Below are 22,437 nucleotides of genomic sequence, written 5' to 3' on the forward strand. Positions count from 1 at the left end.
TGCGCGGGGCGTCGGCCCCGCGGTCCACAATGGTGCGATGGTCCCGCCGCCCCCGGCATTGCCGTCCAGCTTCTCCGCCGCCACGGCGACGTGGTTCGCGGAGTCCTTCGCCGCGCCCACCCCGGCGCAGTCCGCGGCATGGGAGGCGATCGAGCGCGGGGACGACACCCTGGTGGTCGCCCCCACCGGCTCCGGCAAGACCCTCGCCGCCTTCCTCCTCGCGATCGACCGATCGGCTGGTGCGCCGGCGCCGGAGAGCCCGGGCACGCGGGTGCTGTACATCTCGCCGCTGAAGGCGCTGGGGGTGGACGTGGAGCGGAACCTGACCTCTCCGCTGGTGGGCACGGCCCGCACCGCGGAGCGGCTGGGAGAGGAGCGGCGGGGGCTCAGCGTCGGGGTGCGCACGGGCGACACCCCGGCGGCCGAGCGGCGCCGCCTGGCGGCCCGTCCGCCGGACATCCTCATCACCACTCCCGAGTCGCTGTTCCTGATGCTCACCTCGCAGGCGCGGGAGACGCTGCGCGACGTGGAGACGGTGATCCTCGACGAGGTGCACGCCGTGGCCGGCTCCAAGCGGGGCGTGCACCTGGCGCTGTCCCTGGCGCGCCTGGACGCGCTCACGGCCGCCCCGGCGCAGCGCATCGGGCTCTCGGCGACGGTCGAACCGGTGGACGAGGTGGCCGCCTTCCTCACCGGCACGGGCCGTCAGCGCGGCGTGAGCGTCGTGCGCCCGCCCTCCACGAAGAGCTGGGACCTGCGCGTCTCGCTGCCCGTCCCGGATCTGCGGACGATCGAGCCGCCCGCCGATGCGGTGGACGACGAGGACGTCTCCGGGACGATCTGGCCGCATGTGGAACGCGCCGTGCTCGCCGAGGTCCTCGCCCACCGCTCCACGATCGTGTTCACGAACTCGCGCAGCCAGGCAGAACGGCTCACCGGGAAGCTCAACCGGCTCCATGCCCGCCGCGTCGCCGCGGAGACGGCCGCCGGCACGGAGGGCGCGGCGGAGCAGCCGGGCGAGATCGAGGACATCGCCCGTGCCCACCACGGCTCGATGTCCAAGGAGGTGCGGGCCGGGATCGAGGACCAGCTGAAATCGGGCACGCTGCGCTGCGTGGTCGCGACCAGCTCCCTCGAGCTCGGCATCGACATGGGCGCGGTGGACCTCGTGCTGCAGGTGGCCGCGCCGATGTCGGTCTCGAGCCTGCTGCAGCGGGTGGGTCGTGCGGGGCACGACGTGGGCGCCGTGTCGGAGGGGTCCCTGCATCCGCTGCACGCCGCGGACGTGCTGCGCTCCGCGGTCGCGGTGCAGGAGGCGGTCGCCGGGAGGATCGAGCCGCTCACGGTGCCGCGCAATGCTCTGGACGTTCTCGCCCAGCACACAGTCTCCGCCGCGGCGATGGAGGATCTGCAGGTCGATGCCTGGTTCGATCTGGTCCGCACCGCGCATCCCTATCGGGCGCTGCCCCGCTCCGCCTTCGATCAGACGATCGACCTGCTCGCCGGCCGCTACCCGTCGACCGACTTCTCCGAGCTGCGCCCGCGCCTGGTGCACGATCGGGAGACGGGCACGCTGAGCGCCCGGCCCGGCGCGCAGCGCCTGGCGGTCACCAGCGGCGGCACGATCCCCGACCGGGGCCTGTACCCGGTGCACCTGGTCGCCGCGGAGGGAGACACCCAGCCGCGGCGCGTGGGCGAGCTGGATGAGGAGATGGTCTACGAGTCCCGGCGCGGGGACGTGATCACGCTGGGCACCAGCAGCTGGCGGATCGAGGAGATCAGCGCCTCCCGCGTCACCGTCTCCCCTGCCGTCGGCCTCACCGGACGGATCCCCTTCTGGCACGGCGACGGCGACGGCCGCCCGGCGAGCCTGGGCCGCGCGATCGCCGCCGCCCAGGCCGACCTCGCCGCCCTCCCCCGCGCCGAGGCGGAGCAGCAGCTGGACGGGCTGGGCCTGGACGCGAACGCCCGCACCGTGCTGCTGGACCATCTCGCCGAGCAGCAGCGGGTCACGGGAACGGTCCCCGCCCCCGACCAGCTGGTCGTCGAACGGTTCCGCGACGAGCTCGGGGACTGGCGGGTGGTGCTGCACTGCGCCGCCGGGCAGCGGATCACGGCTCCCTGGGCGCTCGCGGTCGGCGCGAGGGTCGAGGAGCGGTACGGCCTGGACGGTCAGGTGATGGCGGCCGACGACGGGATCGTGCTGCGCATCCCCCACGGCGAGCAGCCGCCCGGCGCGGACCTGTTCGTGTTCACCCCGGAGGAGATCGAGGAGGAGGTGCGGCGGCTCGTCGGCTCCTCCGCCCTGTTCGCGGCCCGGTTCCGGGAGTGCGCGGCCCGGGCCCTGCTGCTGCCGCGCCGGGACCCGAACCGGCGCGCGCCGCTGTGGCAGCAGCGCCAGCGCTCCGCGCATCTCCTCGAGGTGGCCCGCCCGCATCCGGACTTCCCGATCATGCTCGAGGCTGCCCGCGAATGCCTCCAGGACGTCTACGACCTGCCCGCGCTGGTGGACCTCATGACCGGCATCGGCCGGCGGCGGGTGCAGGTGCGGGAGGTCGAGACCGCCGAGCCCTCCCCCTTCGCACGCTCCCTGCTGCTGGGCTACATGGCGCAGTTCCTCTACGACACCGACGCCCCGCTCGCGGAGCGGCGCACGGCCGCGCTGGCGCTCGACCAGTCGCTGCTGGCCGAGCTGCTGGGCACGGTGAGCCTGCGCGAGCTGCTGGACGTGGAGGTGATCGCCGAGGTCGAGCAGCGGCTGCAGGGCCTCACCGAGGAGCGGGCGCTGCGCGGCGCCGAGCAGATCGCCGACGCGCTGCGCCGCCTGGGCCCGCTCACCACGGATCAGCTCGCCGAGCGCGCCGCGGACGGCCTCGACCTCGACGCGGCGCTCGCCGCGCTCGAGGACGCACGACGCGTGCTCCGGGTGCGGATCGCCGGCACCGAGCACCTGGCGGCGGTCGAGGACGCCGGCCTGCTGCGCGACGCGCTCGGCACCGCGCTGCCGCCCGGGATCCCCGCCGCCCATCTCGCCCCCGTCGACCGCGCCGTCGCCCAGCTCCTCTCGCGCTGGGCCCGCGGCCGCGGCCCCTTCGCCGCCGACGCCCCGCAGGCCGCGTTCGGCCTCGCCCCCTCCGTGGCGCGCGGCACGCTCGAGCAGCTCACCGCCGAACGGGTCCTCACCCAGGGCGAGTTCACCCCGGGCCGCGAGGGCGAGGAGTGGGTGGACACCGAGGTGCTGCGGCGGATCCGGCGCGCGAGCCTGGCCGCCTCCCGCCGCGAGATCGCGCCGGTCGGCGGACCCGTCTACGCGCGCTTCCTCGGACAGTGGCAGCACCTGGTGGGCCGGCGGGAGGACGGTCGTCGCGAGCGCGGGACCTGGTCGGGACACGAGGGCCTGCTCTCGGTCGTGGACCAGCTCGCCGGGGTGTCGCTGCCGCTGACGGCCTGGGAGTCCCAGGTGCTGCCGGCCCGGCTGCCGGAGATGACACCGGCGGTCCTGGACGCCGCCTTCGCCTCCGGGGAGCTGGTGTGGACGGGGCATGGCCGGCTCGGCGCCGACGACGGCTGGATCCGACTCCACCTCGCCGATGCCCTCCCGCTGGGGCTGGACGCGGAAGTGCTCGAGGCTGCCGCCTCCTCGCTCCAGGACGGCTCCCTCGCCGCGCGGATCCTGGAGCTGCTGCGCACCACCCCGGGCGCGCTGCGGCACGGCGAGATCCTCACCGCCCTCGCCGACTCCGGGGAGGCCGCCCGCCCGCAGGACCTGCACGAGGCGCTGTGGGACCTCGCCTTCACGGGCCTGGTCACGAACGACTCCTTCGAGGCGCTGCGCAGCTACGGCCGCGGCCCCGCGAAGTCCCCCGCGACGCGCACCCCGGGTCGTTCCCGCACCCTCGGCCGGCGCGGCGCGGCCCGGCTCTCCGCGGCCATGATGCGCCAGGGGGCGAGCAGCCCCTCGGAGCTGGTGACCGGGCCCGTCGGCGCGGGTCGCTGGTCCGCGGTCCGCGTCGAGTCGGTCGATCCCGCCGCCCGCTCGGCAGCGCTCGCGACCCTGCTCCTGGACCGCCACGGCGTGGTCACCCGCGGTGCGATGGACGTGGAGGACATCCCCGGCGGCTTCGCGGGCGTGTACCGGGTGCTGTCCGTCCTCGAGGAGAACGGCGCCTGCCGCCGCGGCTACTTCGTCGACGGGCTCGGCGCCTCCCAGTTCGCTCCCGCCGAGGCGGTGGACCTGCTCCGTGACCGGGATAGGGAGGCCGAGGCCGCCCGGGAGGCCGGCGGCGCGGACGGCGCCGGCACCGGGCGATCCGGCGACGGGACCGCCGTGGCGCTCGCGGCGACCGACCCCGCGAACCCCTATGGCGCCGCGCTGCCCTGGCCCGCGCTGCCGATCACGCCCCCGGAGGGCACGAGCGTGCGCCCGGCCCGACGCGCCGGCGCCCTGGTGCTGCTCATGGACGGACACGTCCAGGCGTACGTCGACAAGGGCGGCAAGCACCTGCTGTGGTGGGCGGACGAGGGAGCGACGGAAGAGGTCGCCGCGCAGCTGGTCCGCGCGATCGCGGAGGACTCCCGCCTGCCGCAGCTGCGGATCGAGCGCATCGTCGGACACGGGATCGACGGCGAGCCCGTCGCCGCGGTCACCGCCGCGCTCGAGGCGGCCGGGTGCTACCGCTCCCCGCGCTCCCTGCGGCTGCGGGCGGGTGAGCGCTGATGCCCGAGGGCGACACCGTCGCCCGGCAGTGCCGGATCCTCGACGAGGCGCTCGCCGGCGCCGTGCTCACCGCCTGCGACCTGCGGGTGCCGCGCGAGGCCACCGCGGACCTCGTGGGCTGGACGGTCTCGGAGGTGCGTCCGCGCGGCAAGCATCTCCTGCTCCGCCTCACCCCGCCCGCGCCAGGTCCCCCGCCGCTGACCCTGCACAGCCACCTCATGATGGACGGGATCTGGCACGTGGACGGGAAGGCGCTGCGCTCGAGCGACACGAGCGCCGGGCCCCGCTCCCCCGATACGCTCCGCATCCTGCTCGAGGCCACGCACGCAGACGGGCGCCAGGTGCGGGCGGCCGCCTACGACGTGAAGCAGGTGCGCGTGCTCCGCACCGCCGATGAGGAGCAGCTGCTGGGGAGCCTCGGCCCGGACCTGCTGGATCCCGCCTGGGAGGAGGATCCCTCCCTGCGCGAGCGGGCGATCACGAACCTCACCGCGGAACCGGCGCGGCCGCTCGGGCTCGCCCTGCTGGATCAGCACGTGCTCGCCGGGATCGGGAACATCTACCGCAGCGAGCTGTGCTTCCTGCGCCGGCTCCATCCCGCCGCGCCGACCTCCGCGGAGAAGGACCCGGGCGTGCTCGTGGACCTCGCCCGTCGACTGCTGGTGCTGAACCGTGACCGGGCGGTGCGGGTCACCACCGGCGGCATGCTCGGCCGGGACGGGGACCTGTGGGTGTACGGCCGCGGCGGGAAGCAGTGCCGCCGCTGCCGCACCCGGATCGAGCGCGGCGAACTCGCCGAGCCCCGCCTCGAGGGGACCGAGGCGCGGGTACTGTGGTTCTGTCCCTGGTGCCAGGCAGGGCCTGGAGCCCCGCCTGCGACCGGACGTCGGAGACACAGGTAATCGGCGCTTCCGTGGTCCACGAAGACGAGCACGGCGCGACCAGTTCTTGCGCGACGGATCAGGTGTTCGCGTCGCCGTCGGAGCCCCTCAGTGGCACCGTCTCATGGTCGAAGTGCTCCATGAGGAGCTCCTCCGCCGGCCGGAGCTGTTGTTGAAGGACGGGACGATCGAGCAGAGGCTGCTCACCGCTACGCCAGAGCCGCACGTCGCCGTCGCCCCAGATGACGAGCCCCGGGGAGGACAGCGGGAGTCCCCCATCGATCAGCCAGGCTCGACGGGCGCGCACCACCTCACCGTCGACGTCACGGATCGGGGGCGCTTCCAGAGCACGGAGGGCCCTCCCCTCGTGAGCGAGGTGCCAGGACCGCTGCGCGAGGTCCTCGTGGACTCCAGAGAGCTGCGGACCCGGCAGAGCCACCACCTCATCGTCCGGAAGGACGTCGGACGCTGATGCCGACCAAGCCTTCGCCACCACCGATGTCATCGCCTCGATGACTGATCCCTCGGGCCCGTCAGGCAGTTCCTGGAGGAACCGTGGTGCATCCCCGGTGCGGAGATCGACGGTCGACAGCAGATGATCCTCTCCCTCGAGACCGCGCTGCTCGAAAAGCAATCGTGCATTCCTCGCATCACTTCCGTCAGTAAAGAACACCGTCGGCATCTGGGATTCCGGATCCGATTCCTCCGACGGCCATCTCGACAACCACTGAGAACGATCCCCCACCCACCGCCGCATGAGGACCTTCAGTTCACCGTCACCGTACCCAGCAAGGACCACGGCACCCGGTGACAAGATGCCAGTGCTACCCGGGCAGATCGGCCATGGCTCCCAGCCCGACTGAACCTCGAAAAACATACTGTTCTCTCCACCTTCAGTCGATCTTTGCGATGCGTCCATCAGAATAGAGCGACGCCACCCGTGACCCCTTGGGGTTCTTCAACTTCCAAGCACGCCCCCCCCATGCCCGGCAGTATCCTTATCAATAGACCACGCCTGCCCCCGATTCTCGCGATAGCCCGTCTTGGTTTTTACCGGAAATGCAGATAGTTTTACGCCACCGGACCCAGACACGAGCCGCCCCGGGATGCCATATCCTGCACATTGCGGCTCGACGCTCGGAATCTTGACCGCTTCCGAGGGATTTTTGTCCAATTGATCGACTGGGACACTAGTTGGTTTGCACGTTATTGGTGCCGCATGGACCGCCGGCGTCACGCCAACCGCGAGCCCGATCGCAACCATGGCGATAAGTAAAAGCCTCAGTACACTTTTAATCGACTATGCAAACACGTCTCCCCCTAACATCCACCTGCCGAGTCCTGGACCTCAGACTAGTCGCCCAACCCTCGACAGGACGGCACAACGGAGGGAACCGTCCTGGACGAGTACAGCAAGCTCGCCGAGCCCCGACCGGAGAACGCCGAGACGTGAGCGCCCAACCGCGACGCCGACAGGACGAGCATCCGTGGCGAGATCCGCGCTCCGCGGACATCCCGACTCTGAGCACCCCTAAGCCTCGGTAGACTGCTCGACCGTCAGCCTCCATAGCTCAATGGATAGAGCAACGGCCTTCTAATCCGTAGGTTGCAGGTTCGAGTCCTGCTGGGGGCGCTCGTCCGCCCGTGCCGCCAGCCACCCCGACGCCCGTGGACACGGAGGCGGAACGCGCCGCGAGCCCCCGCCGTCCGAAGCACGGGCAGGCGCCCCGGTCACCACGGCGAGGAGTGCGGGCACGGCGGTGTCGGCGAGCGCACCTCGCCGCGCGACGAGGGCATCACCCCCGTCCTCGCAGTCACGCACAGCGACAGGGCGATCGTTCACCCGGATCGACGGATCGCGAGCCACACGGTCGCGACCGGGGGCGACCCTGTCCACCACAGCGACGGCAGTGCCGCTGCACACAGGCGATGGCCGCACGGATCGAGCACCCCCGGGACGCCCCCTCCGCCTGCGCCGGGGAAGGTTTGGCTCACCTTACTGAGGTGATGCTAACCTTCCCTGGTTCCTGCCGTCCTGACGAAATGGTCCCCCTGTGAGAACCCGACTCCTCCCCTCCCTCCTCGCCGCCACCGTGCTCGCCCTCGCCGCCTGCTCCTCCGGCGGCGCCGACACCGCCGCCGAGCAGAGCACCGCCGCCGCCGTGACGTTCACCCACCCCACCCTCTCCGACCTCGAGATCCCCTTCGAGGAGCAGCCAGACGTGCTGGTCATGGACTGCTACGCCTACAGCTCCCTGCACGAGTACGGGGTCGAGCCGGACGCCCTGTTCGGCTTCGACTGCGAGAACCCGTTCGTGATGGGCGACATCGACATCAGCGGCATCGAGCGGATCGGGCAGGACGGCGAGATCGATGTCGAGGAGCTCGCCGCGCTGCGCCCCGACGCGATCATCGGCCAGGGCGGCGCCGAGGGCTGGTCATGGTTCGACGAATCCGTGAACGCGCAGCTCACGCGCGTCGCCCCCTTCATCCCGCTGCCGGAGGGGGAGACCGTGGACGAGGAGATCGACGCGACCCGCGACATCGCGGGCTTCCTCGGCGGCGACATCGGCTCCGAGGCCGTGACGCAGGCCGACGCGGACCTCGAGGCCGCGAAGGAGGAGCTGCGCTCCGCGCTCGAGGGCGAGGACCTCTCGATCATGCTCGCCAGTCCCACCAAGGAGATGCTGTACACCGCGGTCGGCTTCCAGCAGTCCGCCCTGCTGGAGGAGGCCGGTGCCACGATCGTCGGCGGCGAGCGGCCCGCCGAGGGCAACCCCTGGGGCCAGGTCGCGTGGGAGGAGGCCTCCTCCCATCCTGCGGACGTGATCCTCATCGAGGGCTACGACGAGCACTACTCCTTCACGGCCGACCTGTGGGAGGAGCTGCCCGCGGTCCAGGCCGACCAGCTGGGCAGCTGGGGCTCCAAGGGCGCCATGACCTCCCGCGCCTACGCCGACTGGCTCACCGAGGTCACGGCCCTGGTGCAGTCCGCGGACGACGTCGCCTGATCCCCCGATGGTCTCCTCGCAGCTCACCTCCGCCGCGACGAGGGACATCGCATCGGCCGGGACGGAGAAGGTCGGGCACCGCCCGGCCTTCCTCCGTCGGCGCCGCCTGCTGCTCATCCCCCTCGCGCTGCTGTGCCTGATCGCGCTCGGCGCGAGCATGCTCGTCGGCTCCCGGCCCATCCCGCCCGCCGACGTGCTGCGCTTCGCCCTCCACCCCGATCCCGCCGACCCGGTCTCCCAGCTGGTCTGGCTCTCCCGGATCCCCCGGACCGTGCTGGTGCTGCTGGCCGGTGCCGCGCTCGGCGTGGCCGGGGGCCTGATGCAGGCCGTCACCCGCAATCCGATGACCGACCCCGGGATCCTCGGCGTGAACGCCGGCGCCTCCCTCGCGGTGGTGACGGGACTGGCGTACTTCGGGATGACCGACATCTCCCAGTACATGTGGTGGTCATTCGCCGGGGCGATGGTGACCTCCGTGCTGGTCTTCGCGATCGGCACCACGGGGCCCGCCCGCGGCAACCCCGTCCGGATGACGCTCGCGGGCGTCGCCCTCGGGGCGGTGCTGTCCGGGTTCTCCTCGGCCGTGCTGTTCACCCGCTCCGACGTGCTCGAGCGGATGCGCGGCTGGTCCGCCGGGACCACCGCCTCCCAGCCGCTCGAGGCGACCCTCCAGATCGCGCCGTTCCTCCTGCTGGGCCTCGGGATCGCAGCGCTGAGCGTCCGTGCGCTCGACGTCCTCTCCCTCGGCGACGCCGCGGCCGTCGCCATGGGCGCCCACCCGCAGAGACTGCGCGCCGTGGTCCTGGTCGCGATCGCGCTGCTGGCGGGAGGCGCGACGGCTGCGGCCGGCCCCATCGGCTTCCTCGGCCTGCTCGCTCCCCACCTCGCCCGCATGGTGGTCGGCCCGCACCAGGGCTGGATCATGGCCTGCTCCGTGCTGATCGCCCCGACCGTGCTGGGCCTCGCCGACTCCCTGGGCCGGGTGCTCACCGCCGGGGAGGTCCCGGTCGGTGTGGTCACCGCCTTCATCGGCGCGCCGGTGCTGATCGGGATGGTCCGTCGATTCCGTGTCTCGGAGGCCTGAGCGATGACGACCCTCGACCTCGGGCGCCCCATGCTGCGCCTCGGCCCCGCCGGACGCCCGCTCCTGCTCCTCGACGCCCGTTCGACCGCCCTGTGCGCAGGGCTCTGGACAGCGACTACGCTGCTGGCGGCCTGGGCGGTCCTCTCCGGCGCCGCCGGCATCACCGCCGCCGAGGGCCTCGCCGCCCTCGTCGGCCGCGGCGACGACTACACGACGATGATCGTCGCCGAATGGCGCGCGCCGCGGATCGTGATGGCCGTGCTGCTCGGCGCCTGCCTCGCGATCAGCGGCGCCCTCTTCCAGAACCTCACCGCGAACCCGCTGGGCTCCCCCGACGTGATCGGCTTCCAGACCGGCTCCTACACCGGTGCACTCGTCGTGATGCTGCTGCTCGGCGGCGGCACCACGGCCGTGATCACCGGCGCCCTGGTGGGCGGGCTCGTCACCGCGGCGATCGTGTTCGCACTCGCCTCCCGGCGCGGCGCGGTCCGCGGGGTGCGGCTGATCATCGTCGGCATCGGGGTCAGCGCGATGCTCGCCTCGGTGAACGTATGGATCCTGCTCACCGCCACCGTGGAGGACGCGATCATGGCGAGCCTCTGGGGCGCGGGGAACCTCTCGGGCATGTCCTGGCCCCTCGTCGTGCCCACCGTGCTGGTCTCGATCGCGTTCCTGGTCGCCGCCGCTCTGCTGGCCCGGCCGATGACGGTGATGCAGGTGGGCATCCCCTTCGCCACCGCTCTCGGTCAGAACGTCCGCGCGGTGCAGATCGCCGCGATCGTGGTCGGCATCGGCCTGATCGCCCTGTCGACCGCGACGGTGGGGCCGGTCTCCTTCATCGCGCTCGCCGCCCCGCAGATCGCCCGGCGACTGGTGCGGGCCGACGGGCTGGCGCTCGGCCCCGCGGCCGCGCTCGGCGCGCTGCTGCTGCTCCTCGCCGACGTGATCGCCCAGCGGATCGACCCCGACTCCCCGCTGCCCGTCGGCATCGTCACCGTGTCCATCGGCGGGGTCTACTTCCTGTGGCTCCTGATCAGAGAAGGGAGGACGCGATGACCCGCCTCCTCGTCGACGACGCCGCGCTCGGCTACGCCGATCGCATCGTCTGCCCGCACGTGTCGGTCGCCGTCCCCGACCAGCGCTTCACCGTCATCGTGGGCCCCAACGCGTGCGGGAAGTCCACGCTGCTGAAGAGCCTCACCCGGCTGCTCACCCCGCGCAGCGGCCGCGTGCTCCTGGACGGGGAGGCGCTGCACCGCATGCCCACCAAGTCCCTCGCCCGCTCGATCGGCCTGCTGCCGCAGGGCCCCGTCGCCCCGGACGGGATCCGCGTGGTGGACCTCGTCATGCGCGGCCGCTTCCCGCACCAGCGTCTCTTCTCCCCGTGGTCGCCGGAGGACGAGCAGGCGGTGATCGCGGCGATGGAGGCCACCGGCATCCGCCACCTGTCCGGGCGCCTGGTGGACGAGCTCTCCGGCGGGCAGCGGCAGCGGGTGTGGATGGCGGTGGCGCTCGCCCAGCAGACCTCGATCCTGCTGCTGGACGAGCCGACCACCTACCTCGACCTCAGTCATCAGATCGAGCTGCTGGACCTGTGCCGCGCGCTCAACCGCGACACCGGCACGACCCTGGTCGCGGTGCTGCACGACCTGAACCAGGCCGCCCGCTACGCCGACCACATCATCGCGATGAAGGACGGCGAGGTGGTGCGCACCGGCGCTCCGCGCGAGGTCATCACCGAGGACCTGGTGGCGGAGGTGTTCTCCCTGGAGGCGCGGGTGGTCCACGATCCGGAGTCGGGCACCCCGCTGGTGGTGCCCCGGTGGCGGCACTGAGCCGACGATCGTCGTCGGGCGAGGCGCGGGAGACCGCTCGGGCGGTCTCCCGCGCGGTGCCCACCCCAGGAACCACCGGTAGCGTGGAGCCGCCCTCCCGGACCGGCCCTGCGCCGCTCCGCGCCCTCCACCTGGAGCTCGCCCCATGATCCTGAAGGTCCTCACGTTCGGCGCCATCGCGCTGCTGCTCCTGCTGCGCCTCACCCGCACGTCCTTCGGCGCACGCCTGCTGGGCGTGTCTCTCCGGGTGCTGAACATCGTCTACCTCTCCGCGCTCGGCCTCGCCGGAGTGCTGTCGGTGGTGTACGAGCAGTGGATCCTGCTGACCGTCGTGGTGGTCCTGCTGGTGATCAGCCTCGTCGAGGAGGTCCGGCGGCGCGCCGCGATGCGGGGCTGACGCCGCGCCCTGCCGGGACGTGCGCCGGGCTCGCGGCCTGTGCGAGCTGCTGACCGACTACGGGCAGATCGACTACCTCTTCTACGACTTCACCTTCCCCGGGGACCTGGTCACCCCCGAGCAGTACCAGCCCGATTCCCCGATGACCGACGAGGCGGGCGAACCGGTGCGCTGGGAGGCGTGCCAGACGATGAACGGCGCCTGGGGCTACGACCGCGACAACCTCGACGTCAAGAGCACCCCCATGCTGCTGAGCATGCTCGTGGACTCCGTCGCGAAGGGCGGGAACCTGCTGCTGAACGTCGGCCCCGACGGTCGCGGGACACTGCGGGGCGAGGACGAGCTGCGCCTCGTGGAGATCGGTCGCTGGATGCATCTGCACCGACGCTCGATCCACGGGGCCGGGCCCGCGACCGCGCTGTCCGCCCCCTCGGGCACGGCGATGACCCAGCGCGGGGACCGCGTCGACGTGCACTTCCTGGCCTGACCGCTGAAGCATCTCCATCTGCGCGACGCCGCGGGGAAGATCGCCTACGCGCAGCTTCTCAACGATGCCTCGGAGGTGCCCTTCGAGGAGACCGACCCGACCGCGAGGGCCTGGAACACGCACGTGGGCGGGCTCGCACCGGGCACGGTCACGTTCGCCCTTCCGGTGCAGCGGCCCGACCCCTGGGTCCCCGTCCTGGAGATCTTCCTGGCGCGGTGAGCAGGGCGCGGCTCGCGCCCGGTCAGCCGGCGCTGACCTCGACCCGGGTGGTCACGGGGGTCGGGTTCTGGAACAGGTCCAGGACGGGGCAGTGGGCGTCGACGGCCGCGCGCAGCTCCCCGTAGCGCTCCTCGCTCTCCGGGCCGATGAGGCGGACGAGCAGGCGCACGTCCCCGAACCCGGCCCGCACGGACTCGTCCTTGCCGAAGAGGCGCGCCGCGTCGAGGTCTCCCTCAGCGGTGACCTCGACGTCGTCGAGCCGGATGCCGAGCGCGTGCGCGTAGAGCCGGTAGACCACGACCTGGCAGGAGATGAGAGCGCCGAGGGCCACCTCGACGGGGCTGGCGGCGAGGTCGTCACCGGCCAGCGCCGCGGGCTCGTCCACGGCGAACTCGTGGCGTCCGGCCTGGACCTCGGTGGCGACCGCGCCCACGCCGCGGCCGGTGACGGTGTAGGTGAGGTGGGCGGAGTCGCGGCGGGCGTCGATCCGCTCGCTCCAGGCCGTGCCCGCGGCGGTGAGGCGGTCGGCGCGGGAGGCGGCGCTGTCGGCGAGGGCGGCGTCGTCGGCGAAGGAGGTGCTGTCGGTGCGGGAGGTCTCGGTGAGCGTCATGGCGTCACCGTAGGGAGGTCCCGCGTTCCGGTCACGCCTGCCCGTCACGCGCCGTCATCCGCGCAGGCAAGCGGGCCGGCGCGTCGGCCTCAGCGCCCACGCCCCTGCTCCGCCAGCGCGCGGCTGTGGGCGGAGGACTCCCGATTCCACTGCGCCACCCACTCCGGCAGCACGCGGTCCTCGGGGATCGGCCCCACCAGCTCCAGCACCTCGCTGACGTCGACGGAGCCGCCGGAGGTGCGCAGGAAGCGGGCGCGCACCACGGCGTCGGCGATGACCGTCTCCCCCCGACGGAACACCTGCTCCAGGTAGATCCAGCGCTCGTCGTGCCCGAGCACACGGGTCGCGACGTCGAAGCGCTGGCCGAGCGTGAGGGAGCGGCGGTAGGTGATGCTCTGGCCGGCCACCACCGGGTACCAGCCGGCACCGGTGACCCTCTTCCAGAAGCCGGAGCGCAGCATCAGGTCCATGCGGCCCAGATCCATGATCGAGAGGTAGCGGCCGTTGTTCATGTGGCGCTGCACGTCGAGGTCGCCGAGGTTCACGCGGAAGCTCGCGTGGGAGGTGTCCCAGATGCCGAGGCGGCTCTTCGCGCGCACCCGCAGCAGGAACAGCAGCAGACGGAGGTACATGTTCACGGGGCGGCTCCTGCGGAGGCATCATCGGCTCGGCGTCGGGCGCCGGAGACGCCCCAGACCAGGTGACTGAAGGGTAACCCGCCTTCGGGGCCGCTGCACGCCGCCCCGACGGGCCGCGACGGCGCGCGTGCCCGCGCTAGTGTGGTGCGGTGACCTCCAGCTCCACACGTTCCGTCAATGACCGCATCATCTGGGTCGACTGCGAGATGACCGGCCTCGACAAGCAGCGCGACGCGCTCGTCGAGATCGCCGTCCTCGTCACCGACGCCGATCTGAACATCCTCGGGGACGGCGTGGACGTCGTCATCAAGCCCCCGGCCGAGGCGCTCCAGGGCATGGATCCCTTCGTGGTGAACATGCACACCGTCTCCGGCCTGCTGGAGGAGCTCGACGGCGGCACCACCCTCGCCGACGCGCAGGCGCAGTGCCTCGCCTATGTGACGCAGCACTGCCCCGAGCCGGGCAAGGCGCCGCTGGCGGGCAACAGCGTGGGCACCGACCGCGTGTTCCTGGACCGCGACGTGCCGGAGTTCGCGCAGTGGCTCTCCTACCGCACGATCGACGTCTCGAGCCTGAAGGAGCTGGCCAAGCGCTGGTTCCCCCGCGTCTACTACAACATCCCCGCCAAGCACGGCGGCCACCGCGCCCTTGCGGACATCCGCGAGTCCATCCAGGAGCTCAAGTACTACCGCGAGGTGCTGATGATCTCCGAGCCCGGCCCCACCACCGCCCAGGCCCAGGAGGCGGCACGGCGCCTCGAGCTGCGCGAGGAGGCGCCCGTCGCGGCGGCGGCCCCCGCCGCGCCCGCCGCGCACCTGCCGTGGCTGGAGCGCGCCTCGCACCGCGACTGGCTGGCGGGCGAGGCCGACGAGCTGCTGCTGTTCGCCTCCGAGTCGGTGCGGGAGGACGGCGGCTTCGCCTGGCTGGACGAGACCGGCGCCCCGGATCTCTCGCGCCCCTCCGAGCTGTGGATCACCTGCCGGATGACGCACAGCTTCGCGCTCGGCCATCTGCTGGGCCGGCCCGACTACGGCCGCTTCGCCGACCACGGCATCGCGTCCCTGCGCGGTGTGTTCCATGACGACGAGCACGGCGGCTGGTACGCCTCCGTGGCGGACGGCAAGCCCGTGGACGATTCCAAGCAGGCCTACGCCCACGCCTTCGTGGTCCTCGCCGCCTCCTCCGCGACCGCGGCCGGCCGGCCCGGCGCGAAGCAGCTGCTGGACGAGGCGCTCGCGGTGCTCGAGGAGAAGTTCTTCGACGAGAGCGCCGGGATGAGTGTGGACACCTTCGACCGCACGTTCACCACCTGCGAGGAGTACCGCGGGATCAACGCGAACATGCACACCGTGGAGGCGCTGCTCGCCGCAGCGGACGTCACCGGTGAGCGTCGCTGGCTGGACCGCGCCGTGGGCATCGCCACCCGCGCGATCGACGAGTTCGCGCGCGCGAACGACTGGTCGCTGCCCGAGCACTTCGACGTGGACTGGACGCCGCTGCTGGACTACAACCGGGATCAGCCCGCCCATCCGTTCCGCCCCTACGGGGCCACGATCGGGCACTGGATCGAGTGGGCGCGCCTGGTGCTGCATGCCCGGGCCGCGCTGCTGGCCGCCGACGGGGAGGCCCCCGAGTGGATGCTCGAGGCCGCGACCGCGCTGATGGAGAAATCCGCCGCCGCGTTCGGGGCCGACGGCGCCCCGGGCTGGGTGTACACCGTGGACTGGGACGGCTCCCCCGTCACCGCCGAGCGGATGCACTGGGTCGCGGCCGAGGCCGTGGGGGCCGCCGCGGTGATGCATCAGGTCACGGGCGAGCGCGTGTGGGCCGAGCGCTACGAGCAGTGGTGGGAGTACATCTCCACCTACCTGCTGGACCCGGAGCAGGGCTCCTGGTTCCACGAGCTCGACGCGGACAACGAGCCCCAGGGCGTGACCTGGCCGGGCAAGCCGGACGTGTACCACGCGCTGCAGTGCGTGCTGATCCCGCGCCTGCCGGTCACGCCCACGCTCGCCGCCGCGCTGCGGGACGGCCTGCTGGACCGCGACCTGCGCGGCTGAGGCCGACGGTCCGCCCCGCGCGGCTCAGTCGCCCCCGGACCGGGGGCCGTCGAGCCGCGCGACGGCGGCCTCCATCCGCTGCACCTTGCCGTCGAGCTCGCCCTCGCGGCCGGGGCGGATGTCCGCCTTGAGCACCAGCGAGAGGCGCGAGCCGTAGCGGCCCGCTTCCTCGGCGGCGCGGCGCACCACGTCCATCACCTCGTCCCACTCGCCCTCGATCTCGGTGAACATCGCCGAGGTGCGGGCGGGCAGGCCGGAATCGCGCACCACGCGCACGGCGGCGGCGACCGCGTCGTGGACGCTCGCGCCGTCGGCCCCCTCCTCGAGGGTGCGCGCGAGGGACGGGTCGGAGGGCTCACCGGTGGGCTGGACGGAGAAGGCGACGATCATGGCGCCAGTCTGGGCCGACCCGTGGGCGCGATGCAATGCGTCTCACATCCGCAGCCGCCCCGGACGGCCGGAATCGGGCGCGGGAGCAGGTATGCTTGTCTCTCGTTGCGGTGCTTCGGCCCGCACATGGTGGTCGTAGCTCAGTTGGTAGAGCTCCTGGTTGTGGTCCAGGCGGTCGCGGGTTCAAATCCCGTCGATCACCCCGAGACGTCGAAGGCCCCGGTGACTGTTCACCGGGGCCTTCGTCGTGGCGCCCTGTGCCCCCGACACCTGACTCGGTGAGATCGCACGTGCCGAGGGCTCGCCTCAGCCGCGCCCGCCGACGAGCCGCTTCACACCGCTGAGAAAGCCGCTCGGGGCAACGGCCGACATCGGCTCGGGGGCCGACGGATCACCGTCCAGGACCATCAGGGCGGTGCGGGGGATGCCCAGCAGGTCGAGCAGCTGCGCCAGGGGATCGCCGTCGACGGTCCGCGCGGCGCACAGATCGTGCAGGTGAGGCGCTCCCGTCCCCGCGCCGAAGGCCTCGCCGAGCGCCGCGGCGGTGGGGGCACGCTCTGCGGAGTCGTCGATCTGCTCCACCCAGCCGGTGTTCCACTGGATGACCTCCATGAGATCCTCCCGATCCTCGAGGACGGCGCCGGAGCCGCTGCCGCGCCACAGCACGAGCACCGGGTGATCCTCGCCCGACGCGCTGTCGAGGTCGAAGGGCCCCGGGCCGATCTCCGGCGTGCCGGGGGAATGCACCGTGAACCAGTCCCCGCCGATCTCCGTGAGCATCCAGCCCTCCTCCCCGCAGGCGAACTGCTCGGCGAGCTCGTGGCGCCGCGAGGCATCCCCTCGATCCAGCAGGAGCTCCCGCGAGGTGCCGTTCTCCAGCTCGGGCAGCCCGCCCTGCACCGCGCAGAGTGCCTCGGCGACCTGGTAGAGGACGAGGTCCTCCTCCTCCGCCGTCGTCTCCCGGAGCAGGTGCTCGGCGAGAGCGAGACGGAACGACGCCGCGGCACCGGGCATCCCGAGCGTGGCCGCGATGGCGACGGGGGCGTCCTCCGGGATGCTCCCGTCGTGGGCGCTCCACGCGAACCTCCGCTCCGATCCCCCGGCGCGCACACGCACCACGCGCGGATCCCCGACCTCACCGAGGAGCACCCGGTCCCAGTGCCCGGGGAGCGCCACCTCCTCCTCGACCCAGGCCGCCGTCCACCCGCTCGGCGCAGTGGGTCCCACGCTCCACATCCGGGCAGGGTCATCGGGAGTCGGGAGGGAGGCGAAGGCGGCGACGATCTCGCGCTGCGAGGCCCGGGCGATGAGCAGCATGCGCTGATCCTAGAGGTTCCGCTGGTCGCAGCGGACCGCGCGGACGTCGTCGTCGTGGGAGCAGGACTCGACGGAGATCACCGACCTCGCCGTCGACTCGCTGCGCCGCGAGGCACTCAGCTCCGAGGGACCTCGCGCACCACGCGCGCCGGGGAGCCGACCACCACGGTGCCGGCGGGGACGTCCTTGGTGACCACGGACGCGGCGCCGACGACGGCGTCGTCGCCGATGCTCACCCCCGGCAGCACCGTCGCGTTCGCGCCGATCCACACCCGATCGCCGATGTGGATCGGCGCGGGGTGCAGATCCCCGCGCCGCGCGGGATCCAGGTCGTGGTTCAGGGTGGCCAGCACGGTGTTGTGGCCGAGGAGGCAGTCGTCCCCGATCGTGATGCCGCCCTGATCCTGGAAGCGGCAGCCGGAGTTGATGAACACCCGTGCCCCCAGGCGCAGGTTCCTGCCGAAGTCGGAGGTCAGAGGCGGGAAGACGGTGACCGTCTCCTCGATCTCGGCGCCGGTGAGCTCCGCGAGCAGCTCGCGGACCCGTGCGGGCTCGTGGTAGCCGCCGTTGAGCTCGGCCGTGACCCGCAGCGCATGCTGGCTCGCCTCGTGCATCACCGCGTGCAGGGGCGACCCTCCCTCGATGCTCGTCCCGGCGTTCAGCGCCTCCAGCAGGTCCTGCAGCCCCATGAGTCCTCTCCTCGCCTCGTCCGCCCGTACGGCCCTGAGCGGGAGGTTATCGCGCACAGGGCGCGAGCGCCGCCTCGTCCGGGAGCGCCGCCCCTCCTCGCCGCCCTCGCTCACTCGGCGTCGTCCGCGGCACGACGGCTCTCGCGGTGGCCGAGCCGGCGCGAGATCTCCTCGGTCGCGCCTCGCAGCACCACCGCCGCCTCGGGGAGTCGCTGCGGGGAGAGCCGGTAGGCGGGCCCGGCGGCGGAGACCGCGGCGACGACGGCGCCCTCGGGGCCCCGCACCGGGGCGGCGAGCGCGACCAGCCCCTCCTCGAACTCCTCGATCGCCTCGACCCAGCCGCGCTCCCGCGCCGCGGCCAGCTGCCGATCGAGCTGCCCGGGATCGGTGAGGGTGTGCGCGGTGAAGGCCTCCAGCGGGCCGCGCAGCAGCTCCCGGCGCCGGTCCGGGTCGAGCTGCGCGAGCAGCATCTTCCCGCTCGCGGTGGCATGCAGCACCGTGCGGTCCCCCACCCAGTTGTGCATGGCGACGGTGCTGCGCGCCTGCGCCTGGTACAGGTTCACCGCCACCCCGCCGCGCAGCACCGCGACGTTCACGGTCTCCCCGAGCTCTTCGGCGAGCGCCTCGCACACGGGGCCGGCGATCGCGGTGAGATCGCGGCGCGGCCGTGCCGAGGCCGCCAGGCGCAGCAGCCCCACGCCCAGCTGCACGGTCCCGTCCTCGTCGCGCTCCACGAGATCGTGGTGCTCCAGGGAGGCGACCAGGCGCGAGGCGGTCGAGGCGTGCACCGAGAGCTCCCTGGCGAGCGCCGCCACGCTCGCCCCGTCCTCCCGCGCGATCGCCTCGAGCACCTGCACCGCCCGGTCCACGGACTGCACCGCACCGCTGGTCGTCATCGCCTGCTCCGTCCTTCCGCACCTCGCGGACCTCACCCACGTCGTTGCGTAGTGCGCACATCGTTGCGCATACCGCACGTCGGTGTCACAGTAGAGCACACCGTGGACATCACGTCCCGTTCTCAGGAGGTCCCCCATGACGGTGAACCCCGATCCCGGAGTCCTGCTCTACCCCCGGATCCGCAAGTCCCCCTTCTTCTACGCGTCCAGGCAGCACGGCGTCGCGCTGTACAGCGTCTACAACCACACCTACCACCCGCGCCACTACGGCGACCCGCTCGCGGAGTACTGGGCACTGCTGGAGGGGGTGACCCTGTGGGACGTGGGCGTGGAGCGACAGATCGAGATCTCCGGCCCCGACGCCTTCGACTTCACGAATCTGCTGGTCACCCGCGACCTCTCGACGTGCAAGGTCGGGCAGTGCAAGTACGTGTTCCTCTGCGATCAGCACGGCGGGATCCTCAACGATCCGATCCTGCTGCGCGTGGAGGAGAACCGCTTCTGGCTCTCCCTGGCGGACAGCGACATCCTGCTGTGGGCCCGTGGTGTCGCGGCCTTCGCGGGGATGGACGTGCGCATCGAGGAGATCGACGTGGGTCCCGTGCAGGTGCAGGGCCCGAAGTCCTATGCCGTGCTGCGCGATCTCGTGGGCGAGGCGGTCGCGGACATCCGCTACTACTACCTCCACGAGTTCACGATCGACGGCATCGAGGTGATCGTCTCCCGCACCGGGTACACCGGCGAGATCGGCTACGAGATCTACGTGAAGAACGCCTCGCGGGACGCGGAGAAGCTGTGGGCGCGGGTGCTGGAGGCCGGCGAGCCCCACGGCCTGCGGGTGATCGGCCCGTGCCACATGCGCCGCATCGAGGGCGGGATGCTCGCCCACGGCGCGGACATCACCGTGGACACCAATCCCTTCGAGGTGGGGATGGGCTACGACTGGATGGTGGACCTCGATCAGGAGGCGGACTTCCTGGGCAAGGAGGCGCTGCGCCGCATCAAGGAGGAGGGGCCGCGCCGCAAGCTGGTGGGCCTCGAGATCGGCGGCGAGAAGCTCGGCACCTACAACGACGGCTCGATGATCGACGCCTTCCCCGTGCTGCACGGCGGCGAGGTGGTCGGCAAGGTCACCTCCGCCTGCCACTCCCCGCGGCTGGAGAAGAACATCGGCCTCGCGCTGGTGCCGGCGGAGCTCGCCGCGCTCGGCACCGCGTTCACCGTGGACGTGGGCGAGCGGCTGGGCGCACAGCTGCCCTCCGGGCTGCCGACGGTCGACGCCGTGGTGGTGCCGAAGCCGTTCATCGATCCCACCAAGGAGCAGCCGAAGGCCGACGTCGCGGCCCTGGCCGGCGAGGCCGCCGCCGGTGCCTGAGCCCGCCGAGCGCGCCGCCGCGGCGCCGGAGCCGGCGAGCACCCCGCTCCCGGCGCCGGCGCCGCGGCGGGCGCAGTTTGAGGTGATCCCGCTGCCAGGTGTTCTCGAGCAGGTGCTCGAGCACCTCGGTCCCGGCACCCGGGTGACGGTCACCGCGTCCCCCGCCCAGGGGCTGGAGGCGACCGTCGAGACGGCGATCGCCCTGGCCGGGGCGGGGAGGGTCGCGATCCCGCACCTGGCCGCGCGCATGCTCACGGGCGAGCGCGAGCTCGAGACGATCCTGGAGAGGTTGGCCGGCGCGGGGATCGAGGAGCTGTTCGTGATCGCCGGGGACGCCGATCCGCCGGCCGGCCCTTACGACGGCGCGCTCGCGCTGCTCGAGGCGCTGCGGCCCGCCCGGCGCGGCCTCGCCGTCGGCGTCGGCGCCCACCCCGAGGGACATCCCTTCGCACGCCCCGACGAGGCGCTCGAGCTGCTGCGCCGGAAGGCGGAGCACGCCTCCTACCTCGCCACCCAGATGCTGTTCGCTCCCGTCCCGCTGGTGGACTGGGTGCGTCAGCTGCGCGCGGCGGGCATCGACCTGCCGGTGCGGCCGGGCCTCGCCGCTCCGGCCTCCCGCGCCCGGCTGCTGCGGATCGGCGCACGGATCGGGGTGGGCCGCTCGTTGAGGATGCTCTCCGCGGAGGGCTCCGGGGTGCGGCGTCTGCTGAGCCCGGGCAGCTGGGATCCCGAGCCGTTGCGGGTCGCGATCGCGGCGGCGGAGGTGCCGGGGATCGCCGCCCCGCACGTGTTCACCTTCAACTCCCTGGCGGAGACCGCCGCCTGGTGGCACGGGCGCGCGCAGCGGAGCTGATCCTGCGGCCGGCAGGGCGGCCACGCGCCGCGGAGGTCCCGCCTCCACGTCCCGCCCAGGCCGCTCTGGCAGGATCGACTCCCCGACCCCGGATCCCGCGAGGAGAGTCGACGGATGGACGCAGCACCTTCACCGCAGGAGCCCCCCGAGCACAGGGTCCGCGAGCTGGTCACCGCGCGCACCGTCGGCGGCGTGCCCACCGCTGCGGAGCAGGAGGAGATCGCCGCGGGGCTGCAGCAGGTGTACGAGGAGTTCATCGCGTTGCGCATGCACTACCAGTTCGGCATCGACGAGGTGCTCACGAAGGTGGAGATCCTGCGCACCGAGTTCGAGCAGATGCACGACTACTCCCCCATCGAGCACGTGCGCACGCGGCTGAAGTCGGTGGAGTCCCTCATGGAGAAGGCGCTGCGCACCGAGGGCGAGATGACGGTGCGCGCGATCCGGGAGCGGATCCACGACATCGCCGGCATCCGCATCACCACCAGCTTCGTGGCGGATGCGTACTGGATCGCGGACATCCTCTCCGCCCAGGGCGATCTCGAGGTGCTCACGGTGAAGGACTACATCGCCTCCCCGAAGCCCAACGGCTACCGCTCCCTGCACCTCATCGTGCAGGTGCCGGTGTACCTCTCCACGCACGTCGAGCAGGTGCCGGTGGAGCTGCAGATCCGCACGATCGCGATGGACTTCTGGGCCAGCACCGAGCACAAGCTCTCCTACAAGTACGAGAAGAACCTGCCGCCCGCGCTGCGGGCCGAGCTCGATGACGCGGCCCGGGTCGCGCACGAGCTCGATGCACGGATGGAGCGGCTGCGCGGGGAGATCCGCCCGCAGGCCGCGCCCGGCGGGGGCAGCGGGCTGTTCCCCGGCCGCACGGCGCCCTCGCAGACGCCGTCGGGCGGCACCGCGGCGGGCGGCGACCGCCCCACGGGCCCGACGCCCGGCGGCGACGCGCCGGACGGCCCCGCCTGAGCG

General features: G+C 72.6%; 20 protein-coding genes and 2 tRNA genes. 15 read left to right on the plus strand and 7 right to left on the minus strand.

Translation table 11 applies throughout. The features are described from left to right. The first annotated feature begins 37 nt into the window (after positions 1 to 37). Positions 38 to 4,717: an ATP-dependent helicase gene (locus DWV08_RS07230; protein ID WP_115413178.1), complete on the plus strand. Its 4,680-nt coding sequence runs from the start codon at positions 38 to 40 to the stop codon at positions 4,715 to 4,717. After that, positions 4,717 to 5,619, plus strand: a complete 903-nt coding sequence (locus DWV08_RS07235; protein WP_115413179.1) for a DNA-formamidopyrimidine glycosylase family protein — start codon at positions 4,717 to 4,719, stop codon at positions 5,617 to 5,619. Before DWV08_RS07230 ends, DWV08_RS07235 begins: the two co-directional genes overlap by 1 nt. Positions 5,620 to 5,677: 58 nt before the next feature. Here DWV08_RS07235 and DWV08_RS07240 read toward each other — a convergent pair whose 3' ends face one another. Then, positions 5,678 to 6,280 carry a hypothetical protein gene (locus DWV08_RS07240; protein WP_127097510.1) on the minus strand — a complete coding sequence of 201 codons (603 nt, stop codon included), beginning with the start codon at positions 6,278 to 6,280 and terminating at the stop codon, positions 5,678 to 5,680. A gap of 878 nt (positions 6,281 to 7,158) precedes the next feature. Here DWV08_RS07240 and DWV08_RS07245 point away from each other — a divergent pair. The 8 genes from DWV08_RS07245 (at position 7,159) to DWV08_RS17050 (ending at position 12,631) form a co-directional block, all read left to right on the plus strand. Then, positions 7,159 to 7,231, plus strand: a tRNA-Arg gene (locus tag DWV08_RS07245). A 421-nt stretch (positions 7,232 to 7,652) separates the two neighbouring features. Next, positions 7,653 to 8,609: an ABC transporter substrate-binding protein gene (locus DWV08_RS07250; protein ID WP_115413181.1), complete on the plus strand. Its 957-nt coding sequence runs from the start codon at positions 7,653 to 7,655 to the stop codon at positions 8,607 to 8,609. 7 nt (positions 8,610 to 8,616) lie between these two features. Further along, positions 8,617 to 9,693 carry a FecCD family ABC transporter permease gene (locus DWV08_RS07255; RefSeq protein ID WP_115413182.1) on the plus strand — a complete coding sequence of 359 codons (1,077 nt, stop codon included), beginning with the start codon at positions 8,617 to 8,619 and terminating at the stop codon, positions 9,691 to 9,693. A gap of 3 nt (positions 9,694 to 9,696) precedes the next feature. Beyond that, positions 9,697 to 10,749, plus strand: coding sequence for a FecCD family ABC transporter permease (locus tag DWV08_RS07260; RefSeq protein ID WP_115413183.1), 1,053 nt, complete (start codon positions 9,697 to 9,699; stop codon positions 10,747 to 10,749). Further along, the gene (locus DWV08_RS07265; protein WP_115413184.1) at positions 10,746 to 11,528 is read left to right on the plus strand and encodes an ABC transporter ATP-binding protein; all 783 of its coding nucleotides are present in this window, start codon (positions 10,746 to 10,748) and stop codon (positions 11,526 to 11,528) included. Before DWV08_RS07260 ends, DWV08_RS07265 begins: the two co-directional genes overlap by 4 nt. Before the next feature lie 145 nt (positions 11,529 to 11,673). Then, positions 11,674 to 11,925 (plus strand): hypothetical protein, encoded by a 252-nt coding sequence (locus DWV08_RS07270; RefSeq protein ID WP_115413185.1) that lies wholly within the window; start codon positions 11,674 to 11,676, stop codon positions 11,923 to 11,925. Between the two features lie 19 nt (positions 11,926 to 11,944). Beyond that, complete coding sequence (locus tag DWV08_RS07275; protein WP_241237436.1) at positions 11,945 to 12,412, plus strand: alpha-L-fucosidase; 468 nt, start codon at positions 11,945 to 11,947, stop codon at positions 12,410 to 12,412. A 75-nt stretch (positions 12,413 to 12,487) separates the two neighbouring features. Next, positions 12,488 to 12,631 carry a hypothetical protein gene (locus DWV08_RS17050; RefSeq protein ID WP_244923662.1) on the plus strand — a complete coding sequence of 48 codons (144 nt, stop codon included), beginning with the start codon at positions 12,488 to 12,490 and terminating at the stop codon, positions 12,629 to 12,631. Between the two features lie 22 nt (positions 12,632 to 12,653). Here DWV08_RS17050 and DWV08_RS07280 read toward each other — a convergent pair whose 3' ends face one another. Together DWV08_RS07280 and DWV08_RS07285 are read right to left on the minus strand one after the other, a co-directional pair. Further along, positions 12,654 to 13,241 (minus strand): OsmC family protein, encoded by a 588-nt coding sequence (locus DWV08_RS07280; RefSeq protein ID WP_115413186.1) that lies wholly within the window; start codon positions 13,239 to 13,241, stop codon positions 12,654 to 12,656. Positions 13,242 to 13,330: 89 nt separating this feature from the next. Continuing rightward, positions 13,331 to 13,873: an acyl-CoA thioesterase gene (locus DWV08_RS07285; RefSeq protein ID WP_206516768.1), complete on the minus strand. Its 543-nt coding sequence runs from the start codon at positions 13,871 to 13,873 to the stop codon at positions 13,331 to 13,333. 155 nt (positions 13,874 to 14,028) lie between these two features. Between DWV08_RS07285 and orn the strand changes: the two genes are divergently transcribed. Next, positions 14,029 to 15,939, plus strand: coding sequence for an oligoribonuclease (gene orn, locus DWV08_RS07290; protein ID WP_115413188.1), 1,911 nt, complete (start codon positions 14,029 to 14,031; stop codon positions 15,937 to 15,939). A gap of 24 nt (positions 15,940 to 15,963) precedes the next feature. Here the strand turns inward: orn and DWV08_RS07295 are convergent, their stop codons facing one another. Beyond that, positions 15,964 to 16,329, minus strand: coding sequence for a thiamine-binding protein (locus DWV08_RS07295; RefSeq protein WP_115413189.1), 366 nt, complete (start codon positions 16,327 to 16,329; stop codon positions 15,964 to 15,966). 129 nt (positions 16,330 to 16,458) lie between these two features. Between DWV08_RS07295 and DWV08_RS07300 the strand changes: the two genes are divergently transcribed. Next, positions 16,459 to 16,531: transfer RNA gene (locus tag DWV08_RS07300), tRNA-His, on the plus strand. A 104-nt stretch (positions 16,532 to 16,635) separates the two neighbouring features. Here the strand turns inward: DWV08_RS07300 and DWV08_RS07305 are convergent. From DWV08_RS07305 to DWV08_RS07315, 3 genes are all read right to left on the minus strand, one after another. Continuing rightward, positions 16,636 to 17,646 carry a hypothetical protein gene (locus DWV08_RS07305; protein WP_115413190.1) on the minus strand — a complete coding sequence of 337 codons (1,011 nt, stop codon included), beginning with the start codon at positions 17,644 to 17,646 and terminating at the stop codon, positions 16,636 to 16,638. 116 nt (positions 17,647 to 17,762) lie between these two features. Next, positions 17,763 to 18,335: a sugar O-acetyltransferase gene (locus tag DWV08_RS07310; RefSeq protein ID WP_115413191.1), complete on the minus strand. Its 573-nt coding sequence runs from the start codon at positions 18,333 to 18,335 to the stop codon at positions 17,763 to 17,765. 110 nt (positions 18,336 to 18,445) lie between these two features. Then, on the minus strand, positions 18,446 to 19,231 hold the full coding sequence (locus DWV08_RS07315; RefSeq protein WP_115413192.1) for an IclR family transcriptional regulator: 786 nt from the start codon (positions 19,229 to 19,231) through the stop codon (positions 18,446 to 18,448). 136 nt (positions 19,232 to 19,367) lie between these two features. Between DWV08_RS07315 and DWV08_RS07320 the strand changes: the two genes are divergently transcribed. The 3 genes from DWV08_RS07320 to DWV08_RS07330 all read left to right on the plus strand — a co-directional run bounded on the left by DWV08_RS07320 (position 19,368) and on the right by DWV08_RS07330 (position 22,434). Beyond that, complete coding sequence (locus DWV08_RS07320) at positions 19,368 to 20,606, plus strand: glycine cleavage T C-terminal barrel domain-containing protein (RefSeq protein WP_115413193.1); 1,239 nt, start codon at positions 19,368 to 19,370, stop codon at positions 20,604 to 20,606. Next, positions 20,599 to 21,459, plus strand: coding sequence for a methylenetetrahydrofolate reductase (locus DWV08_RS07325; RefSeq protein WP_241237435.1), 861 nt, complete (start codon positions 20,599 to 20,601; stop codon positions 21,457 to 21,459). The genes DWV08_RS07320 and DWV08_RS07325 overlap by 8 nt, the downstream gene beginning before the upstream one ends. Before the next feature lie 114 nt (positions 21,460 to 21,573). Beyond that, entirely contained in the window at positions 21,574 to 22,434 is an 861-nt protein-coding gene (locus DWV08_RS07330; RefSeq protein ID WP_115413195.1) for a GTP pyrophosphokinase, read from the plus strand. Positions 22,435 to 22,437: the final 3 nt, after the last annotated feature.

The organism is Brachybacterium saurashtrense (assembly GCF_003355475.1).
Lineage (GTDB): Bacteria > Actinomycetota > Actinomycetes > Actinomycetales > Dermabacteraceae > Brachybacterium > Brachybacterium saurashtrense.